We start from the raw sequence: 20,972 nt of genomic DNA, 5'->3' as shown, positions 1-20,972 counted from the left end.
GACGTGCTCCGAAGGCCACCATGAAGGCGTCAGACTCCCTCATGGCGGCCTTCAGAGGCATGAAGACTCGCCGGAGATTTACCCGTTAGAGCTGTGCGATGTCGAGCTTTCCCTCGGAGTAGGACGCGCGGATGCGCTTCTTGTCGAACTTGCCGACGCTCGTCTTGGGCACTTCGTCCACGAACGTCCAGTTCTCCGGCAGCTGCCACTTCGCGACCTTGTCGCTGAGGTACTCCCGCAGCTCCTCGGGCGTGGCGGTCTTGCCCTCCTTGAGCACGACGGCGACCAGCGGCCGCTCGTCCCACTTCTCGTCGGGGATGCCGACGACCGCGGCCTCGGCGACGGCCGGGTGGCCCATGACCTGGTTCTCCAGGTCGACCGAGGAGATCCACTCGCCGCCGGACTTGATGACGTCCTTGGCGCGGTCGGTCAGCGTCAGGTAGCCGTCGGCGCTGATCTTGCCGACGTCGCCGGTGCGCAGCCAGCCGTCGTGGAACTTCTCCGGGTCGACCTGGTCGCCGCCGTAGTAGGAGCCGGCGATCCACGGGCCCTGGACCTCGAGCTCGCCGACGGCCTCGTTGTCCCAGGGCAGCACGGCGCCGTCGTCGTCGATCAGCCGCGCGGTGACCGCCGCCGGGAAGCGGCCTTGCGTGTAGCGGTAGCGCCAGGCCTCGTCGCCGGTCGCACCGGCGGGCGGGCGGGCAACGCTGCCCAGCGGTGACGTCTCCGTCATGCCCCAGGCGTGCAGGATCGAGACCTTGTGCTTCTCCTGGAAGGCGTGCATCAGCGACGGCGGCACCGCCGACCCGCCGACGACGACCTCGCGCAGGTGCGAGATGTCCTGCGGGTGGGCGTCGAGGTGGGCGAGCAGGCCCTGCCAGACGGTCGGGACCGCGCCGGCGAAGGTCGGCTTCTCGGCGGCCAGCATCGCCGCGATCGGCGCCGGCTGGAGGAACCGGTCCGGCATCAGCAGTGACGCGCCGACCATCAGCGCCGCGTACGGCAGGCCCCACGCCATCGCGTGGAACTGCGGCACGATGGCCAGCGCCTTGTCGCTCTGCGCGAGGTTCATGCTGTCGCTCATGCAGACCTGCATCGAGTGCAGCCAGATCGAGCGGTGCGAGTAGGCGACCCCCTTGGGGTCACCCGTCGTGCCCGAGGTGTAACACATCGCAGCGGCCGAGCGCTCGTCGACGACGGGCCAGTCGAAGGTGTCCGGCTGGGCGGCCAGCAGCTCGCTGTAGGAGTGCACCTCGACGCCGGCCGGGGCCTCGAGCGACGCGGCGTCGCCGTTGGCCACGATGACGTGCCGGACCGTCTTGAACTCCGGCAGCTGCTTCGCCAGGAGCGGGACGAGCGTGCCGTCGACGATGACGACCTGGTCCTCGGCGTGGTTGGCGACGAAGACCAGCTGCTCGGGGAACAGCCGGATGTTCAGGGTGTGCAGCACGGCGCCCATCGCCGGGACGGCCAGGTAGGCGGCCAGGTGCTCGGCGTTGTTCCACATGAACGTGCCGACGCGCTGGTCGCCGGTCACGCCGAGGCTCCGGAGCGCGTTCGCGAGGCGGGCGGCGTTGCGGCCGAGGTCGCCGTAGGTCTCGCGACGGGCTTCTGAACCGGTCCAGGTGATGACTTCGCTCGCCGAGTGCACCGACGTGCCGTGGCGGAGCAGGTTCGCCAGCGACAGCTGGCCGTCCTGCATGGTGCTCAACATGGTCGCTCCCGGGGGTTGTTCGCCGGTGAACTGGGGTTGGGCCGACTCTAGTGCGGATCGGGTGAAGCGGGCATGGTCAACAACGGCTCCGTTCGGTCACGGTCGTCGCGCGATCGGGCGACGACCGGTCGATGATCATGATCATCAATTCTTACGCTTTTCCTTATGGACAAGGAAATACGCGCTCGAACAGCGGGTAGTGGAGGCTTCACTTCCGGGTGAGCCGGGCCACTCTGGACGCTTCTTGGGAGCGTTTCCGCAGGCCGGAGCGGGTTGCCCGGTATCACCTCCGGGGGTAATAAGTGCGTGTCGGTTGCACGGCCGTGAAGCCGGTGGCGTTTACTGGGGCCGTGGTAAGAGACGGCTGAGCAGCGCTTGCAGCAGCAAGCACTCACAAAAGTCGTCGGCCGCGAAAGCGGAGACCTGAGAGGAAAGGACTACTACGTTGGCTCTGCCTACGTTGACTCCGGAGCAGCGCGCCGAGGCCCTGGCCAAGGCCGCCGAGGCTCGCAAGGCGCGTTCGGAGCTGCTCGCGTCGATCAAGTCCGGCAAGGAGAGCATCGAAAAGGTGCTCAAGCAGGCCAAGGAGAACAAGACGATCGGGAAGACGAAGGTCACCCAGCTGCTGAAGGCCGTCCCCGGCCTCGGCGCGGTGAAGGTCGCCGCCCTGCTCGAGCAGGCCGGCATCGACCCGGACCGGCGGGCCGCCGGCCTGGGCGAGCGCCAGCGCGAGGCGCTCATCGACGCGCTCAAGTAGCCGTCACCAGGAGCTCCCGCGAGGGGAGTGTCGCTCGCGACACTTCCCTCGCGGATCTCCCGAAGCCTGGGACGCTGGTGAGGTGAGTTCACCTGACCCGGCGACCCCGGCACTCGACCTCGCCGCCCGCTACCAGCGTGGCGACTTCCTGTTCACGACGGCCTCGCGCGCGCTCGTCGCGCAGGGCACCCTCCGGACCGTCACCGAGACGGACCCGCGGCGGCTCGCCTCGGCGATCCCCGGCGTCCTGGCCGAGACGGGTGCTCCGCTGGCCGTCGGCGTCCTCCCGTTCGACACCGGGCCCGACACGAAGGTGCCGGGCCACCTGGTCGTGCCCCGGACCGTCCACCGCGCCGAGGGCGCGCCTTCGCTGCCGCGCGAGGTCCTGCCGGCGCCCGTGCGGGTGCACGCGGTGCCGTCGCCGGCGCAGCACATGGCGGCCGTCTCGGCGGCTGTCGACGCCCTGGGCGCGCGGGACCTGCGCAAAGCCGTCCTCGCCCGCGCCCTGGACCTCGAGTTCGACGCGCCGGTGTCCGCCGAGCGCGTCGTGCGCAACCTGGCGGTCGGCAACCCCCGGCACTTCACGTACGCGGCCGAGCTGCCCGGCGGGCGGTCGCTGGTCGGCGCCACGCCCGAGCTGCTGCTGCGCCGCACGGGCCGCACGGTGTTCTCGTCCCCGCACGCGGGCTCGATGCCGCGCTCGGCCGACCCGGTGGCCGACCGCGCCAACGGCGAGGCACTGCGGGCGTCCCGCAAGGACCAGGTCGAGCACGCGGTGGTGATCGACTACCTGGTCGAGGCGCTGCGGCCGTTCTGCCGGACCCTGGCCGTCCCGGCCGAGCCGGAGCTGGTCACGACGCCGGCGATCTGGCACCTGCGCACCCCGATCACCGGCGAGCTGGCCGACCCGGACATCACGGCCCTGGACCTCGCGGCGGCCCTGCACCCGACCCCGGCGATCTGCGGCACCCCGACCGACGGCGCGCGCGAGCTGGTCCAGGAGCTGGAGCCGTTCGACCGCGACTACTACGCGGGCGCGGTCGGCTGGGTGGACGCCGCGGGCGACGGCGAGTGGGCGGTGGCGATCCGCTGCGCGGAGATCGCATCGACCTCGATGCGGCTGTACGCGGGCGGTGGGATCGTCCCGGCTTCGGACCCCCAGGCGGAGCTGGACGAGACGACGGCGAAGTTCCGGACGCTGCTGGCGGCGATGGGCCTGGAGGACCTGCCGGTCTAGGGGGTCCAGAGCTCCTCGGTCACCGACAGCTCCTCGGTGGTCAGCACGGCGATCGCCGCGCGGTAGCCGTCGGCCGCCTTCAGGTCGGCCAAGCGGGTCTTCGCCGGGTCCAGGGCCGCGTCGTCCGACGCGAGCAGCCGGGGCGGTTCGTCGAAGCGGGAGAACGTGATGCTCTTCAACGGGATGCGCAGCCCGCGGCCCGTGGCCTTCATCACGGCTTCCTTGCGCGTCCAGTAGACGAAGAACGCCGCCGCCTTCTCTTCCGCGCTCAACCCGGTCAGGTGCGCGGCCTCGGCGGGGCTCAGCGCGTACTCGATGAGTCCGTCGTCCGCGCGGCGGCCCGCCGTTTCGACGTCCAAGCCCACCGGGACCGACGGGGTCGCCGCCACCCCGATCAGCTCGCCCGAGTGGGAGATCGACAGCGTCAGGTCCGCGCCCGGGACCCGGGGCCTGCCGTGCGGTTTTCCGCAGTCTTCGCAGGTCGCGTCGAACTTCACCGACTCCACGGCCAGGCCGAGGCGCTCCGCCGCGACCGTCTTCGCCAGCACGCGGCCGGTGAGGAAGCGCCGCTTGTCCGCGTCCTGCCGGTACGCCTCGAACCGCCCCTGCTCGACGTCGTCCAGCAGGCGCAGGAAGCGCTCTTCGGCGGGCAGCGGCGACGACCAGCGGACCACGATCTCCATCACGCCCCCGATCCTTCCGGCGGCGCGGGCCGTTGTCACGAATCCGGGGACAGGTCTGGGGTAATCCGGCTCATAAGAGGTACCCTGGAGCTAAGCAAGCGCTTAGCCAGTGTCGGAGGAGCAGCTCGGATGGATTTCTCTCTCAGCACCGAAGAACGTGAAGTGCGCGACTGGGTCCGCACGTTCGTCCAGCGGGAGCTGATCCCGCTCGAGCAGGAAGTCCTCCGGCGCGAGCGCGCGCACCAGCCCGGCCTGACCGGCGAGGAGCTCAAGGACCTCCAGCTCAAGGCCAAGGAGTCGGGCTTCTGGGGCGTCCTCACGCCGGAGGAGTACGGCGGCATGGGCCTGTCCGCCGTGATGGCCGCGCTGCTCGAAGCCGAGCTCGGCCGCACCTTCGTGCCGTTCCGGTTCGGCGGCTCGGCGGACAACATCCTGTTCCACGCCAACGAAGAGCAGAAGCAGACCTACCTGCTGCCGACCATTTCGGGCGAGCGCAAGTCGTGCTTCGCGATCACCGAGCCGGGCGCCGGGTCGGACGCCAAGGCCATCCGGACCACCGCCCGCAAGGACGGCACCGACTGGATCATCAACGGCGAGAAGACCTTCATCACCGGCGGCAACGAAGCCGACTTCACGATGGTCTTCGCGATCACCGACCCGGAGAAGGGCGCGAACGGCGGCGTCACCTGCTTCCTCGTCGACCGCGAAGCCGGCTGGAAGTCCGAGTACATCGACACCATGGGCGAGTGGGGCCCGGCGTCGCTGATCTTCCAGGACGTCCGCGTCCCGGAGACGCAGATCCTCGGCGAAGAAGGCCGCGGGTTCGAGCTCGCCATGCAGTGGATCGGCCAGGGTCGCTACCTGCTGCCGGCCCGCGCGATCGGCTCGTGCGAGCGGCTGATCTCGATGGCCATCGAGCACGCCAACACACGCGAGACGTTCGGGCAGAAGATCGCCGAACGCCAGGCCATCCAGTGGATGATCGCCGACTCCGGCGTCGAGCTCGAGGCGCTGCGGTGGCTGGTGCTCAACGCCGCCTGGCAGGTCGACCAGGGCCTGGACTCGCGGCACGCGCAGTCGATGGCGAAGCTGTACGGCGGCCAGAAGGCCAACGAAATCGTCGACCGCGTCCTGCAGATCCACGGCGGCATGGGCTACACGCGGGAGCTGCCGGTCGAGCGGTGGTACCGCGAGCTGCGGCTGCTGCGCATCTACGAGGGCACCGACGAGATCCAGCGCCGCACCATCGCGCGCAACCTGCTCAAGGGGCACGTGAAGGTCGGCGGGGTGCTGGGCTGACCCCGAAAAGCGTGAAGCCGTCAAGGCCGCCTTTCCGGCGGCCTTGACGGCTGTTCGGCTGCGTACTGCTTACTGCTTACTGCTTGTTGCGAATGGCGATCGGGACGCCGGCGAGGTCCTCTTCGTTGCACAGGAGCTTCACGTCGTAGTACGGCGAACCCTTGCGGTCGTCGTAGTCGAGGTGGATGGCCAGGACGTCGAGCGGCTCGCCCAGCCATTCCTGCGCCTGCCGTAGCCACGCGGAGCACCGCTCCAGGGCGGTGGGGAGATCGTCATCACGGAACTCGACGGGGCGATAGGGGACGTCCTGCACCTGATCGCGGGGGTGTGCCGGCGCCGGGAGGCCCGGCGCGAGACCCGAGTCGTCCAGTTCCAGTTGGATCGTTTCCTCAGTCACCCTTCGAGCGTCCCCCACGCACGCCGTCTGGGCAAGGCGTACACAGGTAAAAGCGCCGCTAAACGGACACGCCCCACTCTTTCGCGACGATTTCCCGGCAGCGTGGCAAGTCGGCGGCGCCGGACGGCGAAGTGCAGCCCAGCGCCCTGGACGCCAGTTCCGCGTAGTGCTCGGCCAACGCGTCCAGGGCCAGCGGGCCGCTCGGGGAATACCACCGGGCCACGCCGCTGCACATCTCCAGCAGCGCGAGCCGCGTCACGGCCGGGTGCTCGGTGTGGAACACCCCCGCCGCGACGCCTTCGTCGATCGCCGTCGCCCACAGGCGTTCGTACGCGTCGCGCAGCGCCACCACCGGCTCGCGCGCGGCCGGGGACAGCACGTCGACTTCGTTGTCCACCACGCGGGTTTCCGCCGGGCCGACGGCGTGCGCGAGGACGTGCAGAGCCACCAGCGTGCGCAGCCGGTGCACCGGGTCCGCGCTGCCCACGGTCGCTTCGCGGGCGGCGTCCAGCAGGCGGTTCAGCGCCGTGTGCATGATCTCCGCGAGCAGATCCTCCTTGGTGCCCATGTAGTGGTACAGGCTCGCCGAGGAAAGTTCGGCCTCCTGCGCCAGATCGCGGATGCCGGTGCCGTGGAAACCCTTGGTGGCGAACAGTTTCACCGCCGCCGCGCGGACGCGCTCCCGGCTGCTCACGACCACAATTCCGCCTTCGCGTCCCATGACCCGGCCCGCGGGTCGGCCACCTTCCGCAGCTCGCCCTTGGCGACGCGCTCGGACGGCGTCATCGGCAGCTCGTCCGCGAACGCCCAGAACCGCGGAACCTTGAAGTAGGCCAGCTTTTCCGCGCAGAACGCGGCGAGCGCGGCCGGTTCGGGGCGGTCGCCGTCGCACACGACGTACGCCTTGATCTCTTCACCGCGCAGTTCGTCCGGCACCGCGACGACGGCCGCGAGCCGGACGGCGGGGTGCAGCAGCAGCGCGCGCTCGACCTCGTCGGCGGAGACGTTCTCGCCGCTGCGGCGGATCATGTCCTTCGTGCGGCCGACGTAGTAGACGCGGCCGGCGTCGTCCATGCGCGCGAGGTCGCCGGTGTGGAACCAGCCGTTCTCGAACGCTTTCGCGGTCGCTTCGGGGTCTTCGTGGTAGCCGTGCATCAGGCCGATCCCGCGGATCAGCAGCTCGCCGGTTTCCCCGCGCGGCAGCGGCTTCCCGTCGCCGCCGGCGATCATCGCCTCGCGGTCGCGGCTCGGCCGGCCGATGCAGCCGGTGCCGACGGTCTCGTCGTGGTCCGCGGCCGTCATCCGGATGTCGCCGCCGGTCTCGGTCATCCCGAACGCCTCGTACCACGGCACGCCCCAGCGCGCCTCCAGTTCGGCGTGCAGCTCGTGCGGGATCGCGGACGCGCAGATCGCGCGCACGCGGTGCCCGCGGTCGGCCGCCGACGGCTCCTGCCGCAGCAACAGGGCCGGCATCAGGCCGAGGCAGTAGAACCACGTGACGCCGTGCTCGCGCACCTTCGCCCAGAACGTGCTGGGGTGGAAGCGGTCCAGGACCACGAGCGTCGCGCCGGCGGCGAGCCCCAGCGCGACGTTCCACTGTGGATCGATGTAGTGGAACGGCTGCGCGGTCAGGATGACGTCGTCCTCGCCGACGGCCGGGAAGTCGGTGGCCAGCCCGACGGCCAGGGTCGTCCAGTACCGGTTCGGCAGCACGCAGCCCTTGGGCGGGCCGGTGGTGCCGGAGGTGTACTGGATGTTGACCGGCAGCTCGGGCACCGGCACGACGCCACCTTCGCGGGAAAGTGCCGCTCCCTGGTGGTCGCTTTCCCGGGAAAGTGCCGCCGGCGTGATGACCTCGGTCAGGCCGATCCGGCCGAGGAGGTCGGTGAACTCTTCCGCGGCGACGGTCAGTTTCGCGCCGGAATGGCGGAGGACGTGGGCGCCGTCGAACTCCTGGTAGTTCGTGTTGACCGGCACCAGCACGGCGCCGATCCTGGCCAGGGCCAGCCACGTCAGCGGGAACTCCGGCTGGTTGCGCAGCATCACGGCGACGCGGTCGCCGGGGCCGATGCCGCGCGCGGTCAGGGCCGCGGCGAACCGGGAGCTTTCGCGGTCGACGTCGGCGAAGGTGAAGCGCCGGTCGTGCTCGTCGAAGACCCAGGCCGTGCGTTCCGGCCACAGCTGCGCGGCGCGCGTGACGAGCTGGGCGAGCGTGCCGATGTCGGCCAAGGGCGTCATGTCCGGCTCCGGAAGGCCTCCGTGGACGCGGCGACCGCGGCCGAGGTTTCGGTGATGAGGGCGTGGCTGACCTCGAGTTCCAGGGCGGGTTCGACGTCGATCGGCGTGTCGAGGACGCGCTTCGCCATGGCAGCCGCCTCGGGCGGGTGCCCGGCGATCCGCTTCGCCCAGCTCAGTGCCTCGGCCTGGAGCTGCTCGGCGGGCACGGCGAGGTTGACCATGCCCAGCTCGGCGGCCTTGCGGCCGTCGAAGCGCTCGCCGAGCAGCAGGAGCTCCTTCGCCTTGAGCGGGCCGACCAGCAGCGGCAGCAGCCGCGACGCCGCGCCGGTGACGCTCAGGCCCAGCGAGACCTCGGGGAACGCGAAGACGGCGTCCTCGGCGGCCAGGATCAGGTCGCAGCCGAGCGCGAACTCCGCGCCGGCGCCGATCGCGTAGCCGTGCACGGCCGCGATCACCGGCTGGCGCAGCCCGCGCAGCCGCCGCGTGACGTCCTGGAGCCGGTCCAGGCGCGCCCGCGAGTCACCCGCGGGGGTGGGTTCCTTGAGGTCGTGACCGGCGCAGAAGGCCCGGCCGTTGCCGGACAGCACGACGACGCGGGCGTCACTGCGGGCGGCGGCGTCCAGAGCGGCGAGGAAGTCGTCGACCAGCACGGCGGCGACGGCGTTCAGCCGCTCGGGCCGGTTCAGCCGGATCTGCGCGATGCCGTCCTCGACGGCGAAGTCCACGGTGGGCATGAGGCCGATGCTAGACGTTCGATCGATCGATCGATAGCCTCTGAATCCATGCGGGTCGATGCGGTCTACGAGAACGCCACGGTGTGGACGGGCGCCGGGGGCACCCATGCGCTGGCCGTGCTGCATGGCCGGGTGGTCGCGCTCGGCGACGACGCCACGGCCCTTTCGGCGCGTTCGCGGGTCGACCTCGGTGGCGGCTTCGTCGTGCCCGGCTTCCACGACGCGCACAACCACATGGCGTGGTTCGGGATGGGCCTCGACGACGTCCCGCTGAGCGACTGCCGCAGCGTCGACGAGGTCTACGACGCCGTCGCCGCGCGCGCGGCTTCCCTGCCCGCCGGCAGCTGGGTCGTCGGGAGCGGCTACGACCAGAACAAGCTCGCAGGCGGGCACCCGGACCGGCACGGCCTCGACCGGGCCGCGCCGGGGATGCTCGTGCGGCTCAAGCACACGTCCGGGCACATGACCGTGGTCAACTCGGCCGTCCTCGACCAGCTCGACGTCGGCAACGTGCCGGTCGGCGGCGACCTCGTGCTCGGCCCGGACGGCTCGCCGACCGGGCTGCTGCGCGAGCAGGCCCAGCTGCTGCTGCGGCCGCTGACGTACCCGACGCCGGCTTCGCGCGTCGTCCGCGGCCTCGGCCGGGCCTCCGAGCGGTACCTGAGCGAGGGCATCACCAGCGTCCAGGAGGCCGGGATCGGCGGCGGGCTGGTCGGCGAGACGCCCGCCGAACTGGCGGCCTACCAGGAGGCGCGCGACACCGGCGTGCTGCGCGTACGCAGCACGGTGATGGTCGCCGCGAGCGTCCTGCACGACCTGCCCGACGACGCCGGCTTCGGCCTCGACCTCGGCCTGCGCACCGGCCTCGGCGACGAGTGGCTGCGCGTCGGCCCGATGAAACTGTTCGCCGACGGCTCGCTGGTCGGGCGCACCTGCGCGATGCACGACCCGTTCGACGGCGAGCCGGGCAACGTCGGCTACTTCCAGGTGCCCGAGGACGCCCTGGCCGAGACGATCCGTCGCGCGCACGACGCGGGCTGGCAGATCGCGACGCACGCCATCGGCGACCGCGCGATCACCGTGGTCGTCGACGCGTACGAAGCCGCGTTGGCTGCTTCGCCGCGTACGGACCACCGGCACCGCATCGAGCACTGCGCGGTGCTTCAGCCCGCGGAGCTGTCTCGGATCGCTTCGCTGGGGTTGCTCCCTTCGCCGCAGGGACGGTTCGTCAACGAGCTCGGCGACGGCATGCGCGCCGCGCTCGGCGAGTCCCGCGTCCCCTGGTGCTACCGGCTGCGAAGCGTCCTCGACGCGGGTTGCGTGCTTCCCGCGTCCTCGGACCGCCCGGTCGTCGACGGCGCGCCGCTGCTCGCGCTCGCCGACATGGTGCGCCGGCGGACGGCGTCCGGCGCACCCTTCGCGCCCGAAGAGGCGTTGACGCCCGAGGAGGCGTTGCGCGCGTACACGTATGGCTCGGCGTACGCGACCTTCGCGGAACGCGATCTGGGCACCCTGGAGGCCGGGAAGCTCGCCGACTTCGCGGTGCTTTCGGGATCGCCGCTGGACGAGTCCGCTTTGGACGGCCTGACCGTGCAGGGCACGGCCGTCGGCGGCGAACTGCGTTACCAGGCCCGGCTGTCGTGAAGCATCACTTCCCGTCCACGAAATCGAGCGCTTCGCGCGCGAGCGCGGGCCAAGCCCGCTTCGAGTCGTTCCCCAGCGCCAGCCACTCCTTCATCGGGGTGCCCTTGTTGGCGTCGAACCGCACGCCGTCGCCGCCTTCGACCAGCTCGTCCACCTGCGCCTTCGGCAGCTTGAGCACCAGCTGCCCGCGGACGAACATCGCGAAGATCCGGCCGTTCACCCGCAGCGCCGTGCGCCCGAAGCCGCCGGTCGCGCCGGGTGGCGTGATGCCCGGCTCTCCGGTGAACTCGTCGACCAGCGCTTCGAACTTCTCTTCCGGGGACATCGACCACCTCCGAGCACGACCGTAACGACCACCACCGACAGAAACGGGAGGCACGATGCCCGTCCGCGACGCCGTCTTCGAAGACGTCGAAGAGATTTGCGCGCTCATCGAGGAGCACGCCGTCTACGAGGACAACCACGACCTCAAGCTCGACCGCGCCGAGATGAGCGGTCACCTGTTCGGGGCCGATCCGAAGGCGTGGGTGCTGATCGCGACCCCGCCCGGCGAGCCCGGCACGGTCGCCGGCTTCGCCTTCTGCAGCTGGAACTTCTCGACCTGGGAGGCCCGGCCGGGGATCTGGCTGGACGACCTGTTCATCCGGCCCGCGCACCGGCGCCACGGCCTCGGCGGCGAGCTGCTCGACGAGCTGCGCACCCGCACGACCGGGCGCGTCGAGTGGGACATGCAGGAGGGCAACGAAAAGGGCGAGGCGTTCTACGCCCAGCTCGGCGCGGAGCCGGTCCCCGGCTGGATCCGCTACCGCTGGCGGCCGTGAACTTTCACGAGAAAGAACCCGGCCCCGTATCGTATGCGGCATGGGAGATGGTTCGGTCCGGAGGTCCTCGTCGGTCGAGGACTACGTCCGGGTGATCTACGGCCTGGTCGAACGCGGTGAGGCGGTCACGAACACCTCGCTCGCCGGCCGGCTGGAGGTCAGCCCGTCCTCGGCGTCGGGGATGGTCACGAAGCTGTCCCAGCTCGGACTGGTCACCCACGTGCCGTACCGCGGCATCGAGCTCACCGCCGACGGCCGGCAGCTCGCGCGCTCGGTGCTGCGGCGCCACCGGCTGATCGAGACGTACCTGGTGTCCGAGCTCGGCTACACGTGGGACGAGGTCCACGCGGAGGCGGACGCCCTGGAGCACGCGGTGTCGGACCGGCTGGTCGAGCGCATCGCGGCCAAGCTGGGCAACCCGGTCCGCGACCCCCACGGCGACCCGATCCCGGCGGCGGACGGCAGCGTGGAGGAACTGGCGGTCCGCATCCTCGACGACCTCGAGCCGGGCGCGGTGGGCGAGATCGTCCGGGTCTGGGACACGGACCCGGAGCTGCTGCGCTACCTGACCGAACACGCGATCAACCTGGGCGAACGCATCGAGGTGGTCGAGCGCCAGCCGTTCGGCGGCCCGATGGTGGTCAAGGTGGGCTCACCCCCGGACGCCGCCACGCACGCGATCGGCAAGGAGATCGCGCAGGCCTTGTCGGTCACCCTGCGCTGAGAGGCGTACGCGCGACTGACGTCCCGAAGCGGATGTGGTGACACGGCCGCGGCCGAGACCATGGCCGCATGAAACCCTTCCGCTTCGGCGTCGTTGCCGGTCACGCTCGTGATCTGACCTCGTGGACCGCCCAGGCCGAGCGGGTCGAGAAGCTTGGCTTCGACACCCTGCTCGCCACCGATCCCGTCGGCTGGGCCGATCCCTTCGTGCTGCTCGGGGCCGCCGCCGCGGTCACGCTGGACCTCACCGTCGGCACCTTCGTGCTCGCCGATCCCTTCCGGGACGCCAAGGCCCTCGGTTGGCAGGCCCGGACGCTGCACCAGCAGACCGGGGGCCGGTTCGAGCTCGGGCTCGGGGTAGGGCGGCCCGGTGCCCGGGCGCACGCCGAAAGCCTCGGGCGGGAGTTCGGCGGACCGGGTGAGCGCATCACACGGATGGCGGAGACGATCGCCGTCCTCAAGGAGACCGCGGACCGGCCGCCGCTGGTTCTCGCCGGCGGGGGACCGAAAATGCTGGCGCTCGCCGCGCAAGAAGCCGACACCCTCAGCTTCACCTGGGCGCCCACGACCACCGAAGCCGAGGCGCAGTCCATTGTGGATCGATTCTGGGCGCTCGCCGGCGCGCGGCTGCCGGACATCGAGCTCGGGCTGAACCTCGTGGCCGTCGGGGACGAGCCGTCGCCCGGGATCGCGCGGTGGGCCGGGGTCGACGTGCCCGAGCTCGCCGCCGCCGGGGCCGTCACCGTGCTGCCCGCTGATCCAGGTCAAGCGGCGGAAAGGCTTCTCGGCTGGCGGGAGCGGTGGGGGATTTCCTACGTCACGATCAACTCCGGCTACGCGGAACCGTTCGCCGCGATCGCCGAAGAGGCGCGTGCGGCGTAACTCGCAGGTGGGTGAGTGCCCTTCCGATCTTGCGAACCTGCGCCTACGCTCCAATGTTCGTATTCGGGAGTGCTTCGGAGCGTTGTGATGACCGGTCAGCGAACACGCACCATCGACCGGGGGGAACAGGCGGAGCTGAGCCAGCTGCTGGCCGCCGGGCCGTTCGACGTCGCCCTGCGCGCGGCGATCAGGGCCCGCGGCCTCGGCCTCGATCGGATCCGCTATCGCTTGCGCGGCAGGGGAACCACGGTCAGCCTGGCCACCCTCAGCCACTGGCAGTCCGGGCGGTGCCGGCCGGAGCGGCCGGAATCGTTGGAAGCCTTGCGGAATCTCGAGGACATCCTGAACGTGCCGGACGGCTCGCTCAGCAAGCTCCTCGGCCCGCCGCGGAGCAGAACGCGCTTTCATCCGACGCCACCCCCGCTCAATTGAGCAGTAGCAACGGAAAACCGCTCACCTGAGCGGATCACGTAGGCTCGCGCCATGCGAGCCGTGGTGATGGAGGAGTTCGGCGCCCCGCCGGTCGTCAAGGACGTCCCGGAGCCGGTGGCGCCGCCGGGTGGTGCGGTGATCGAGGTCGACGCGACCGGCGTCTGCCGCAGCGACTGGCACACCTGGCAGGGGCACGACACCGCCGTGAAGCTGCCGCACGTCGCCGGGCACGAGCTGGCCGGCCGCGTGGTCGCGCTCGGCGTGGGCGTGCGCGGCTGGGAGCTCGGCGCCCGCGTCACCGTGCCGTTCGTCTGCGCGTGCGGGACGTGCGCCCAGTGCGCCCGCGGCGACCAGCAGATCTGCGACCGCGAGTTCCAGCCCGGCGCGACGCACTGGGGTTCGTTCGCCGAGCGCGTCGCCGTCGAGCACGCCGAGACGAACCTGGTGGCGCTGCCGGACTCCCTCGGCTCGGCCGAGGCCGCCGCGCTCGGCTGCCGGTTCGGCACGGCGTTCCGCGCGGTGCTGCGGCAGGGCCGGGTCACCGCGGGCCAGTGGGTTTCGGTGTACGGCTGCGGCGGCGTGGGGATCTCGGCGGTGCTGCTCGCTGTCGCGGCGGGCGCCAAGGTCGTCGCGGTCGACGTCTCACCCGCGGCGCTGACGCTCGCCGAGAAGTCCGGGGCCGCCGTCGTCGTCGACTCGTCGGCGTTCGAGAGCCCCGAAGCCGTCGCCGCGCACGTGCGCGAGCTGACCGGCGGGGGCACGCACGTCTCGCTCGACTGCCTCGGCTCGCCGTCGACCTGCGCGGCATCGGTGGGCAGCCTCCGCAAGCGCGGCCGGCACGTCCAGGCCGGGCTGATGCCGCCCGCGCAGGGCGTCGCGCCGATCCCGATGCACCGGGTCATCGGCGGCGAGCTGGAGCTGGTCGGGATCCACGGGCTGCAGGCCCACGAGTACCCGGAGCTGCTGCGCGTCGTCGAGACGGCCGGGATCGACCTCGCCGCGCTGATCGGACAGCGGATCGGCCTCGACGACGTCCCGGCCGCGCTGGCGGCGATGAACGACCCCGTGCCGGCGCGGGCGGGCGTCACCGTGGTGACGTTCCGTGACTGATCTGCCCCGGCGTGGTCAAGTGACGATTTCGTAGCTGATCCACGCTGGCCATGAGACATCCGGTGTGGGAATGTCTGAACATGGTGGCCCAAAGCGAGGGGAACCGGTCGCAGGGGCGTCCCGTTGGTCCGTTGGGACGCCTCCTGCGCCGGTACATCGCCGCGGGCGTCACCGTCCGCGGTCATCGGATCGTGCCTTCGATGATCACCGAACGTGCGCGGCAGGGGTCTCCGGCACAATCGAGGTGATGGACGCCCTCCTGCCGCGGCCGCGCGCCGAGATCGCCCCCGGTGCCGTGCACGTACCCGACTGGCTCGGCTTCGACGAACAGCGTGAGCTCGTCGCGGCCTGCCGCGGCTGGTCCGGTTACCGCCACACCCGGCTGCCCAACGGCGGCGTGATGTCGGTGAAGTCCGTCTGCCTCGGCTGGCACTGGTACCCGTACGGCTACTCGCGCACGACCGGCGAGGGCACGCCGGTGCTGCCGTTCCCGGACTGGCTCGGCGACCTCGGCCGCCGCGCGCTCGCGGACGCGTACGGCGAACCGGCCGAGGGGTACGAGCCGGACATCGCGCTGGTCAACTTCTACGATGCCGCCGCGAAGATGGGGCTGCACCAGGACAAGGACGAGCGCAGCCTGGCGCCGGTGGTGTCCGTCAGCCTCGGCGACGCGTGCGTGTTCCGCTTCGGCAACACGGAGACGCGCGGCAAGCCGTACACGGACGTCGAGCTCCGCTCGGGCGACGTGTTCGTGTTCGGCGGCCCCTCGCGCCTGGCGTACCACGGCGTGCCGAAGACGCTGCCCGGCACGGCCGACCCGGCACTGGGCCTGACCGGCCGGCTGAACATCACGCTGCGCGTGTCCGGCCTCTAGTCCTCTGTGGACTCTTCTTCGGGCACGACGATCAGCCGGACGGCGAGCGCGCGCGAGCCGGGTGGGTGGTGGCCCGGTTCGGTGACGTACTTCCAGATCAGGTTCTGGTACTCCTCGACGAACGACGTCACCTGCTCCTTCGTCAGGGTCAGGCCCGCGCGGTAGATCTGGTTCCAGCCTTCGGCGTCGTCGTAGCCCGCGTACGCCCGGGTGACCAGGCCGAGGTCGTGGCTCATCTTGAGGGCGCCGAGCTTCCGCGCGGCCTCGCGCTCGTCCGGCGTCATCTCCAGGCCGGGTGGGGTGTAGATGTCCTTCATCAGCGACTTCCACCAGCGTTCGCGGCCGGTCGAGCGCTCTTCGATCTCCGCGATCAGGTCGAGGTCGGCGAGCCGGCGGAGGTGGTAGCTGGTCGTCCCGGTGCTTTCGCCGAGGGCCTTGGCGACGCTCGTCGAATTCGCCTCGCCGTGTTTTCCCAGGTAGGACAGGATGTCGCGGCGCACCGGGTTGGCCAGGGCCTTGTAGAAGGCTTTGAGATCCGCGCCGGTGAGCACGCGCCGTTCGGGACGTTCGACCATGCTCGCAGCGTACTACAGAGATTGTTTGCAAAGAATCTCTGTAGTCCGCTACCGTGGTCGGCGAATGGGGGTTCACCATGAAAAGACTCTTCTGGGCGGCGGGGCTGTGCCTGCTGCCGTGGATCGCGGTACTGGGGACGACGCTGCCGGACGTCGTGGCGGCACAGCACTGGCGACTGGCCTGGACGGGCTTCGACGCGGCGGAGGCGTTCGGCCTGCTGGTCACGGCCTGGCTGCTCGGCCGCGGCGACCCGCGGACACCGCTCGCCGCGACGGCCACGGCGACGTTGCTGCTCGCCGACGCCTGGTTCGACGTCGTGACGGCCGGCGACGACGTTGTGTTTTCCCTGCTCATGGCCGGTCTCGAGGTTCCGCTGGCGCTGGCGTGCCTGACGGTGGCGCTCCCGGCGCGGCCGCCGGTGCCGGCCCATGTCTGAGCTGGACCCGCGGGTGCGCGACGAGATCGACGACCAGGTCGCGGAGGCGCTCGACGCCTACCTGGCCGAACGGGGACCACGCCGGGCGCGGCGGGCCTGGCCGGTGGTGGTGACGGTGGCACTGGGGGTCGTCACCACCGCCCTGGTCCCGCCGGCGGCGTGGGCCGCGTGGCTCGCGATCGCGGCCACCAACGTCGTTTGGCTGCTCGCCGTGCGGATCTCGCCGTAGGATCCGGACCCCGGACCGAAGAACGAGGGGGACACGGTGAGCGGAACCAAGGTGCTGGTGGCGGGAGCGAGCATCGCGGGGCCCGCGCTGGCCCACTGGCTGCACCGGCGGGGAGCCGAGGTGACCGTGGTGGAGCGGGCGCCCGGGCTGCGCCCCGGCGGGCAGGCGGTGGACGCGCGCGGGGTGGCCAGGGAGGTCATCCGGCGGATGGGGCTGGACGCGGCGGTGCGCGCGGCCCGGACCGAGACCGCCGGCGCGCACGTCGTGGACGCTCAGGGGCGGATCCTCGAGACCTTCAGCGCGGAGGACGACGGCGGCGACGGGTACATCGCGGAGATCGAGATCCTGCGCGGAGACCTGTCCCGGGTGCTGTACGACGACACCCGCGAAGGCGTCGAGTACGTCTTCGACGACCGGATCGCCGAGCTCACCCAGGACGAGGACGGCGTCGACGTGGTCTTCGCGAGCGGCGGGCGGCGGCGCTTCGACCTGGTGGTCGGGGCCGACGGGTTGCATTCGTCGCTGCGGGCGATGGTCTTCGGGCCGCGTGAGCGGTTCGTCCGCCACCTGGGGTCCGTGCTGGCCTTCTACAGCGTGCCCAACGAGTTCGGGCTGGAGCGCTGGATGCTCGACCACCAGGAGGGCGGGCGCTCCGCCGGCCTGCGGCCCCTCCCGGACGCCACCCGGGCGATGGCGATGCTGTCCTTCTCCGCGGCCGAGTTCGACGTCGACCACCGCGACATCGAAGCCCAGAAGCGCCTGCTGCGCGAGCGGATGGCCGGCTTCGGCTGGCTGACCCCGCGCATCCTCGCGCACCTCGACGACACCCCGGACTTCTACCTGGACCAGATCGCCCAGGTGGTGCTGGACCGCTGGTCGGACGGCCGGGTGGCGCTGCTCGGCGACGCGGCGTTCAGCTCGTCGCCGCTGTCCGGCGGCGGCACCGGGCTGGCCCTCGTCGGCGCGTACCTGCTGGCCGGCGAGCTCGCCGCCACCGGGTGGGACCCCAAAGCCGGGTTCGCCGGGTACGAGCAGCGGATGCGCTCGTACGTCGAGGCCAACCAGGAGATCGGCCGGCTGCACGCGCGCATGCGCGACGGCGGCCCGGTCGAGGAGCCCGACATGGCGGTCCTCACCCCGCTGATCGAACGCGCGATCAACGGCGTCGAGCTGCCGGACTACGCCGGGGTGCCGGACTCCCGGGCCTAGGCGGCGCGGAACCGCACGGTCTGGCCGGGGCGCAGCTGGGCCGCGAGGTCGAGGTCGGCCTCGTCGACGACCGCGATCACCGGGTAGCCGCCCGTCGTCGGGCCGTCGGCGTGGAACAGGATCGGCCGGCCCGACGGCGGTACCTGCACCGATCCCGGCACGCACGCCTCGGACGGCAGTTCCCCGGACCGGGCACGGGACAGCGGCGGCCCGGTGAACCGGATGCCGACGCGGTCCGAGTCCGGCGACACCGTGTACACAGTGGACAGCAGTTCGTCCGGCGCGGCGAACCAGTCGCGCCGCGGTCCCGGCGTCACGCGCAGCACCGGCTCGGCGGGCAACGCCGCGCGTGGCGCGAGATCGGCCACCGGGAACGCGCCGGGCGTGCCGACCGGCAGCAGCATCCCGGCGGCCAGCGGGGGCGGGCCCAGCTTCCCGAGGGTGTCGGTGGAGCGGGAGCCGAGCACCGGCGCCACGTCGATCCCGCCGCGCACCGCCACGTAGCAGCGCAAGCCCGCGGACGCCGTGCCCAGCACGAGCTCGTTCCCCGGCCACAGCGTGATCGGCGCGTTCATGCCGCCCGGGGACACCGGGCAGAGCGCGCCGGTCACCGCCACCGTCGTGACGCTCGACGCGCGCAGCACGAGGCCGCCGAGCGTGACCTCCAGCGCCGCCGCGTCGCCGGGGTTCCCGACGAGCCGGTTGGCCAGCTCGAACGACGCGCGGTCGGCGGCACCGGACCGGCCGACGCCGAGCGCCGCGTGCCCGGGCCGGCCGAGGTCCTGCACCGTCGCCGAGAACCCCGGCCGCACGACTTCGAGCTTCACGACGGCACCGCTTCGAAACGCACTCGCGTGCCCGGCGGCAGGAGGTTCGGCGGGTCGCGTTCGACGTCCCACACCGGCACGTCCGTCCGGCCGAGCAGCCGCCAGCCGCCCGGGGACGCGCTCGGGTAGACCGCGCTGTATTCCCCGGCGATCGCGACCGACCCCGCGGGGATGCGCGTCCGGGGCGTCGCGCGCCGGGAGACGTGCAGGGCCGGGTCCAATCCGGACAGGTACGCGAACCCGGGCGCGAACCCGCAGAACGCCGAGACGTACGAACCCGCGCTGTGCAAGGAAATCACCGAGTCCACCGAAACACCCGCCTCGGCCGCGACGTCGGCCAGGTCCTCGCCGTCGTACACCACCGGGACCACCACCTCGCCCGCCTCCGCCACCGCACCATCCACAGGAGACACTTGACGCAGCACCGCGCCGAGCCGGTCCGCGTCCGTCACCGCGGGGTCGAACCGGACCAGCAGCGTCCGGGCCGCCGGGACCAGTTCCTCGACACCGTCCACCGACAACCGGGTCAGCGCCGCCTGGTACCCGAGCACGTCGTCCGGTTCCACGAGCAGCGCGCGGCGGCCGCACGGGAGCAGCCGCACAGTCATCCGGTGAACGCGCCCAGCTGCACGCCCGCTTCGGCCAGCGCCGCCTCGATCCGCCGCGCCAGCTCCACCGCGCCCGGTGTGTCCCCGTGCACGCACAGGGAATCCGGGCGGACGTCGAGCTTGCTGCCGTCCTCGGTGATGACGCCCCCGGTCGCCATGCCGACCGCGCGCTCGGCCACCAGGTCCGCGTCGTGCAGCACCGCGCCCGGTTTCTTGCGCGACACGAGCTTGCCGTCGGCGGTGTAGGCGCGGTCCGCGAACGCCTCCGCGTACGCCACCACGCCCGCCTTTTCCGCCTGCCGCTGCATTTCCGAGTTCGGCAGGCAGAGCAGCGCGAGCCCGGGGTCGTACCGGCGCAGGCCGTCGACGATCGCGGCGGCCTGCTCGGCGTCCACCGCCGCGGTGTTGTACAGCGCGCCGTGCGGCTTCACGTACGTCACGCGGCTGCCCGCCGCGCGGGCGAACGCGTCGAGCGCGCCGATCTGGTAGAGCACTTCGTTCGCCAGGTCGTTCGGCGCGATGTCGAGCGCGCGCCTGCCGAACCCGGCCAGGTCGTGGTACCCGACGTGCGCCCCGATCGCGACGCCGCGTTCGGCCGCCAGGTCGCAGACCCGCCGCATCACCGACGGGTCGCCGGCGTGGAAGCCGCACGCGACGTTCGCGCTGGTCACGATGTCCAGCATGGCTTCGTCGTCGCCCATCTTCCAGGCGCCGAAGCCCTCGCCGAGATCGCTGTTCAGATCCATTTCAGTCCACCCGGTATTCGCTGTCGAGCCGGTCCGTGATGAACATGTACCCCGGCGCGTGCGTGATCGCGAACGGGGGCCGGGACGCTATCAGCGCCGCCTGCGGGGTGACCCCGCAGGCCCAGAACACCGGGACGTCACCGGGTTCCGCGTCCACCGGATCCCCGAAGTCCGGCCGCGAAAGGTCTTCGATCCCCAGCGCGCGCGGATCGCCGACGTGCACCGGAGCGCCGTGGACGGCCGGCATCGCCCGCGTGATCCGGACGGCGTCGTCGACCCGGTCCTCCGGGATCTGCCGCATCGACACGACCATCGGCCCGAACAGCCGCCCGGCGGGCTCGCACTGCCGGTTCGTCACGTACATCGCGACGTTGCGGCCCTGGTCGACGTGCCGCAGCGGGACGTCCTCGGCGGCCAGTGCCGTCTCGAACGTGAAGCTGCAGCCGATCGAGAAGGCGACCATGTCGCTGCGCCACAACCCGGTCGCGTCCGACACCTCGCCGGCCAGCACGCCGTTCTGCCAGATCCGGTAGCGCGGCAGGTCGGTGCGCAGGTCCGCGCCCTCGGCGAGCCGGGTGGCCGGGTCACCGGGGTCGGTGACGTCGAGCACCGGGCACGCCTGCGGGTTGCGGGTGCAGAACAGCAGGACGTCGTAGGCCCAGTCTTCGGGCACAGCGATCAGGTTGGTCTGCGTGAAGCCGTTGGCCCAGCCGGTGGTCGGCCGGGCGGTGCCGCGGCGGAACGCCTCGCGCGCCTGCGCGGGGGTGAACGTCGCGGGTTCGTCAAAGGTCGTCAT

The 20,972-nt window shown here is 71.6% G+C and carries 25 protein-coding genes; 13 read left to right on the top strand and 12 right to left on the bottom strand.

The features are described 5' to 3' along the window. Positions 1 to 85: 85 nt before the first annotated feature. Positions 86 to 1,714: a long-chain fatty acid--CoA ligase gene (locus tag ACYVLJ_RS03430; protein WP_451968734.1), complete on the bottom strand. Its 1,629-nt coding sequence runs from the start codon at positions 1,712 to 1,714 to the stop codon at positions 86 to 88. Between the two features lie 445 nt (positions 1,715 to 2,159). Between ACYVLJ_RS03430 and mihF the strand changes: the two genes are divergently transcribed. Next, positions 2,160 to 2,471, top strand: a complete 312-nt coding sequence (gene mihF / locus ACYVLJ_RS03425) for an integration host factor, actinobacterial type (RefSeq protein ID WP_051767699.1) — start codon at positions 2,160 to 2,162, stop codon at positions 2,469 to 2,471. An 82-nt stretch (positions 2,472 to 2,553) separates the two neighbouring features. Then, on the top strand, positions 2,554 to 3,708 hold the full coding sequence (locus ACYVLJ_RS03420; protein WP_460437714.1) for an isochorismate synthase: 1,155 nt from the start codon (positions 2,554 to 2,556) through the stop codon (positions 3,706 to 3,708). On the opposite strand, the gene ACYVLJ_RS03415 is transcribed toward ACYVLJ_RS03420, so the two are convergent. Continuing rightward, positions 3,705 to 4,391 carry a 4'-phosphopantetheinyl transferase family protein gene (locus ACYVLJ_RS03415; protein WP_460437713.1) on the bottom strand — a complete coding sequence of 229 codons (687 nt, stop codon included), beginning with the start codon at positions 4,389 to 4,391 and terminating at the stop codon, positions 3,705 to 3,707. The two genes, ACYVLJ_RS03420 and ACYVLJ_RS03415, sit on opposite strands and share 4 nt — an antisense overlap. Before the next feature lie 129 nt (positions 4,392 to 4,520). On the opposite strand from ACYVLJ_RS03415, the gene ACYVLJ_RS03410 reads away from it, so the two are divergent. Beyond that, positions 4,521 to 5,690, top strand: coding sequence for an acyl-CoA dehydrogenase family protein (locus tag ACYVLJ_RS03410; protein WP_451968731.1), 1,170 nt, complete (start codon positions 4,521 to 4,523; stop codon positions 5,688 to 5,690). A 76-nt stretch (positions 5,691 to 5,766) separates the two neighbouring features. Here ACYVLJ_RS03410 and ACYVLJ_RS03405 read toward each other — a convergent pair whose 3' ends face one another. Genes ACYVLJ_RS03405 through ACYVLJ_RS03390 form a run of 4 tightly spaced genes read right to left on the bottom strand, consistent with a single transcriptional unit; the run spans position 5,767 to position 9,059 of the window. Beyond that, positions 5,767 to 6,087: a hypothetical protein gene (locus ACYVLJ_RS03405; protein ID WP_257920800.1), complete on the bottom strand. Its 321-nt coding sequence runs from the start codon at positions 6,085 to 6,087 to the stop codon at positions 5,767 to 5,769. A 58-nt stretch (positions 6,088 to 6,145) separates the two neighbouring features. Continuing rightward, a complete protein-coding gene (locus tag ACYVLJ_RS03400) occupies positions 6,146 to 6,781 on the bottom strand; it encodes a TetR/AcrR family transcriptional regulator (RefSeq protein WP_451969846.1) in 636 nt (211 codons plus the stop codon). Beyond that, a complete protein-coding gene (locus ACYVLJ_RS03395) occupies positions 6,778 to 8,325 on the bottom strand; it encodes an ATP-dependent acyl-CoA ligase (protein WP_460437712.1) in 1,548 nt (515 codons plus the stop codon). Before ACYVLJ_RS03395 ends, ACYVLJ_RS03400 begins: the two co-directional genes overlap by 4 nt. Next, a complete protein-coding gene (locus ACYVLJ_RS03390) occupies positions 8,322 to 9,059 on the bottom strand; it encodes an enoyl-CoA hydratase/isomerase family protein (protein WP_460437711.1) in 738 nt (245 codons plus the stop codon). Before ACYVLJ_RS03390 ends, ACYVLJ_RS03395 begins: the two co-directional genes overlap by 4 nt. Before the next feature lie 48 nt (positions 9,060 to 9,107). Here ACYVLJ_RS03390 and ACYVLJ_RS03385 point away from each other — a divergent pair, with 48 nt between their 5' ends. After that, positions 9,108 to 10,703: an amidohydrolase gene (locus ACYVLJ_RS03385; protein WP_460437710.1), complete on the top strand. Its 1,596-nt coding sequence runs from the start codon at positions 9,108 to 9,110 to the stop codon at positions 10,701 to 10,703. Between the two features lie 4 nt (positions 10,704 to 10,707). Here ACYVLJ_RS03385 and ACYVLJ_RS03380 read toward each other — a convergent pair whose 3' ends face one another. Next, positions 10,708 to 11,028, bottom strand: coding sequence for a hypothetical protein (locus ACYVLJ_RS03380; protein WP_460437709.1), 321 nt, complete (start codon positions 11,026 to 11,028; stop codon positions 10,708 to 10,710). Between the two features lie 55 nt (positions 11,029 to 11,083). Here ACYVLJ_RS03380 and ACYVLJ_RS03375 point away from each other — a divergent pair, with 55 nt between their 5' ends. The 6 genes from ACYVLJ_RS03375 (at position 11,084) to ACYVLJ_RS03350 (ending at position 15,545) form a co-directional block, all read left to right on the top strand. Continuing rightward, positions 11,084 to 11,524, top strand: a complete 441-nt coding sequence (locus tag ACYVLJ_RS03375) for a GNAT family N-acetyltransferase (RefSeq protein WP_451968722.1) — start codon at positions 11,084 to 11,086, stop codon at positions 11,522 to 11,524. A gap of 40 nt (positions 11,525 to 11,564) precedes the next feature. Beyond that, the gene (locus tag ACYVLJ_RS03370) at positions 11,565 to 12,248 is read left to right on the top strand and encodes a metal-dependent transcriptional regulator (protein ID WP_451968720.1); all 684 of its coding nucleotides are present in this window, start codon (positions 11,565 to 11,567) and stop codon (positions 12,246 to 12,248) included. Positions 12,249 to 12,316: 68 nt separating this feature from the next. After that, complete coding sequence (locus ACYVLJ_RS03365; protein ID WP_460437708.1) at positions 12,317 to 13,129, top strand: LLM class oxidoreductase; 813 nt, start codon at positions 12,317 to 12,319, stop codon at positions 13,127 to 13,129. 87 nt (positions 13,130 to 13,216) lie between these two features. Beyond that, positions 13,217 to 13,561 carry a transcriptional regulator gene (locus ACYVLJ_RS03360; RefSeq protein WP_451968714.1) on the top strand — a complete coding sequence of 115 codons (345 nt, stop codon included), beginning with the start codon at positions 13,217 to 13,219 and terminating at the stop codon, positions 13,559 to 13,561. 51 nt (positions 13,562 to 13,612) lie between these two features. Continuing rightward, positions 13,613 to 14,671, top strand: coding sequence for an MDR/zinc-dependent alcohol dehydrogenase-like family protein (locus ACYVLJ_RS03355; RefSeq protein ID WP_460437707.1), 1,059 nt, complete (start codon positions 13,613 to 13,615; stop codon positions 14,669 to 14,671). Positions 14,672 to 14,918: 247 nt separating this feature from the next. Then, entirely contained in the window at positions 14,919 to 15,545 is a 627-nt protein-coding gene (locus ACYVLJ_RS03350; protein ID WP_451968711.1) for an alpha-ketoglutarate-dependent dioxygenase AlkB family protein, read from the top strand. Here ACYVLJ_RS03350 and ACYVLJ_RS03345 read toward each other — a convergent pair. Then, complete coding sequence (locus tag ACYVLJ_RS03345; protein ID WP_451968709.1) at positions 15,542 to 16,120, bottom strand: ArsR/SmtB family transcription factor; 579 nt, start codon at positions 16,118 to 16,120, stop codon at positions 15,542 to 15,544. The two genes, ACYVLJ_RS03350 and ACYVLJ_RS03345, sit on opposite strands and share 4 nt — an antisense overlap. A 77-nt stretch (positions 16,121 to 16,197) precedes the next feature. On the opposite strand from ACYVLJ_RS03345, the gene ACYVLJ_RS03340 reads away from it, so the two are divergent. From ACYVLJ_RS03340 to ACYVLJ_RS03330, 3 genes are read left to right on the top strand one after another with little or no spacing between them, the layout of a single operon-like run. Next, positions 16,198 to 16,557: a hypothetical protein gene (locus tag ACYVLJ_RS03340; protein ID WP_451968707.1), complete on the top strand. Its 360-nt coding sequence runs from the start codon at positions 16,198 to 16,200 to the stop codon at positions 16,555 to 16,557. Further along, positions 16,550 to 16,786 (top strand): hypothetical protein, encoded by a 237-nt coding sequence (locus ACYVLJ_RS03335; RefSeq protein ID WP_451968705.1) that lies wholly within the window; start codon positions 16,550 to 16,552, stop codon positions 16,784 to 16,786. Before ACYVLJ_RS03340 ends, ACYVLJ_RS03335 begins: the two co-directional genes overlap by 8 nt. 36 nt (positions 16,787 to 16,822) lie before the next feature. After that, complete coding sequence (locus ACYVLJ_RS03330) at positions 16,823 to 17,995, top strand: Rossmann-fold NAD(P)-binding domain-containing protein (RefSeq protein WP_460437706.1); 1,173 nt, start codon at positions 16,823 to 16,825, stop codon at positions 17,993 to 17,995. On the opposite strand, the gene ACYVLJ_RS03325 is transcribed toward ACYVLJ_RS03330, so the two are convergent. From ACYVLJ_RS03325 to ACYVLJ_RS03310, 4 genes are read right to left on the bottom strand one after another with little or no spacing between them, the layout of a single operon-like run. Further along, positions 17,992 to 18,822 carry a 5-oxoprolinase subunit C family protein gene (locus ACYVLJ_RS03325; protein WP_460437705.1) on the bottom strand — a complete coding sequence of 277 codons (831 nt, stop codon included), beginning with the start codon at positions 18,820 to 18,822 and terminating at the stop codon, positions 17,992 to 17,994. The genes ACYVLJ_RS03330 and ACYVLJ_RS03325 overlap by 4 nt on opposite strands. Next, positions 18,819 to 19,430, bottom strand: coding sequence for a 5-oxoprolinase subunit B family protein (locus ACYVLJ_RS03320; protein WP_460437704.1), 612 nt, complete (start codon positions 19,428 to 19,430; stop codon positions 18,819 to 18,821). Before ACYVLJ_RS03320 ends, ACYVLJ_RS03325 begins: the two co-directional genes overlap by 4 nt. Beyond that, positions 19,427 to 20,176 (bottom strand): LamB/YcsF family protein, encoded by a 750-nt coding sequence (locus ACYVLJ_RS03315; protein ID WP_451968698.1) that lies wholly within the window; start codon positions 20,174 to 20,176, stop codon positions 19,427 to 19,429. The genes ACYVLJ_RS03320 and ACYVLJ_RS03315 overlap by 4 nt, the downstream gene beginning before the upstream one ends. 1 nt (position 20,177) lies before the next feature. Then, positions 20,178 to 20,972 (bottom strand): putative hydro-lyase, encoded by a 795-nt coding sequence (locus ACYVLJ_RS03310; protein ID WP_460437703.1) that lies wholly within the window; start codon positions 20,970 to 20,972, stop codon positions 20,178 to 20,180.

Source organism: Amycolatopsis stemonae (assembly GCF_054781455.1).
This window is presented reverse-complemented; position numbering and strand designations above follow the sequence as displayed.

Excerpts from the sequence above, each read along its gene's own strand:
- ACYVLJ_RS03430 (WP_451968734.1), bottom strand. The coding sequence starts at position 1,714 with ATGTTGAGCACCATGCAGGACGGCCAGCTGTCGCTGGCGAACCTGCTC.
- ACYVLJ_RS03415 (WP_460437713.1), bottom strand. The coding sequence starts at position 4,391 with ATGGAGATCGTGGTCCGCTGGTCGTCGCCGCTGCCCGCCGAAGAGCGC.
- ACYVLJ_RS03410 (WP_451968731.1), top strand. The coding sequence starts at position 4,521 with ATGGATTTCTCTCTCAGCACCGAAGAACGTGAAGTGCGCGACTGGGTC.
- ACYVLJ_RS03395 (WP_460437712.1), bottom strand. The coding sequence starts at position 8,325 with ATGACGCCCTTGGCCGACATCGGCACGCTCGCCCAGCTCGTCACGCGC.
- ACYVLJ_RS03390 (WP_460437711.1), bottom strand. The coding sequence starts at position 9,059 with ATGCCCACCGTGGACTTCGCCGTCGAGGACGGCATCGCGCAGATCCGG.
- ACYVLJ_RS03385 (WP_460437710.1), top strand. The coding sequence starts at position 9,108 with ATGCGGGTCGATGCGGTCTACGAGAACGCCACGGTGTGGACGGGCGCC.
- ACYVLJ_RS03380 (WP_460437709.1), bottom strand. The coding sequence starts at position 11,028 with ATGTCCCCGGAAGAGAAGTTCGAAGCGCTGGTCGACGAGTTCACCGGA.
- ACYVLJ_RS03375 (WP_451968722.1), top strand. The coding sequence starts at position 11,084 with ATGCCCGTCCGCGACGCCGTCTTCGAAGACGTCGAAGAGATTTGCGCG.
- ACYVLJ_RS03370 (WP_451968720.1), top strand. The coding sequence starts at position 11,565 with ATGGGAGATGGTTCGGTCCGGAGGTCCTCGTCGGTCGAGGACTACGTC.
- ACYVLJ_RS03365 (WP_460437708.1), top strand. The coding sequence starts at position 12,317 with ATGAAACCCTTCCGCTTCGGCGTCGTTGCCGGTCACGCTCGTGATCTG.
- ACYVLJ_RS03360 (WP_451968714.1), top strand. The coding sequence starts at position 13,217 with ATGACCGGTCAGCGAACACGCACCATCGACCGGGGGGAACAGGCGGAG.
- ACYVLJ_RS03355 (WP_460437707.1), top strand. The coding sequence starts at position 13,613 with ATGCGAGCCGTGGTGATGGAGGAGTTCGGCGCCCCGCCGGTCGTCAAG.
- ACYVLJ_RS03350 (WP_451968711.1), top strand. The coding sequence starts at position 14,919 with ATGGACGCCCTCCTGCCGCGGCCGCGCGCCGAGATCGCCCCCGGTGCC.
- ACYVLJ_RS03345 (WP_451968709.1), bottom strand. The coding sequence starts at position 16,120 with ATGGTCGAACGTCCCGAACGGCGCGTGCTCACCGGCGCGGATCTCAAA.
- ACYVLJ_RS03340 (WP_451968707.1), top strand. The coding sequence starts at position 16,198 with ATGAAAAGACTCTTCTGGGCGGCGGGGCTGTGCCTGCTGCCGTGGATC.
- ACYVLJ_RS03335 (WP_451968705.1), top strand. The coding sequence starts at position 16,550 with ATGTCTGAGCTGGACCCGCGGGTGCGCGACGAGATCGACGACCAGGTC.
- ACYVLJ_RS03320 (WP_460437704.1), bottom strand. The coding sequence starts at position 19,430 with ATGACTGTGCGGCTGCTCCCGTGCGGCCGCCGCGCGCTGCTCGTGGAA.
- ACYVLJ_RS03315 (WP_451968698.1), bottom strand. The coding sequence starts at position 20,176 with ATGGATCTGAACAGCGATCTCGGCGAGGGCTTCGGCGCCTGGAAGATG.
- ACYVLJ_RS03310 (WP_460437703.1), bottom strand. The coding sequence starts at position 20,972 with ATGACGACCTTTGACGAACCCGCGACGTTCACCCCCGCGCAGGCGCGC.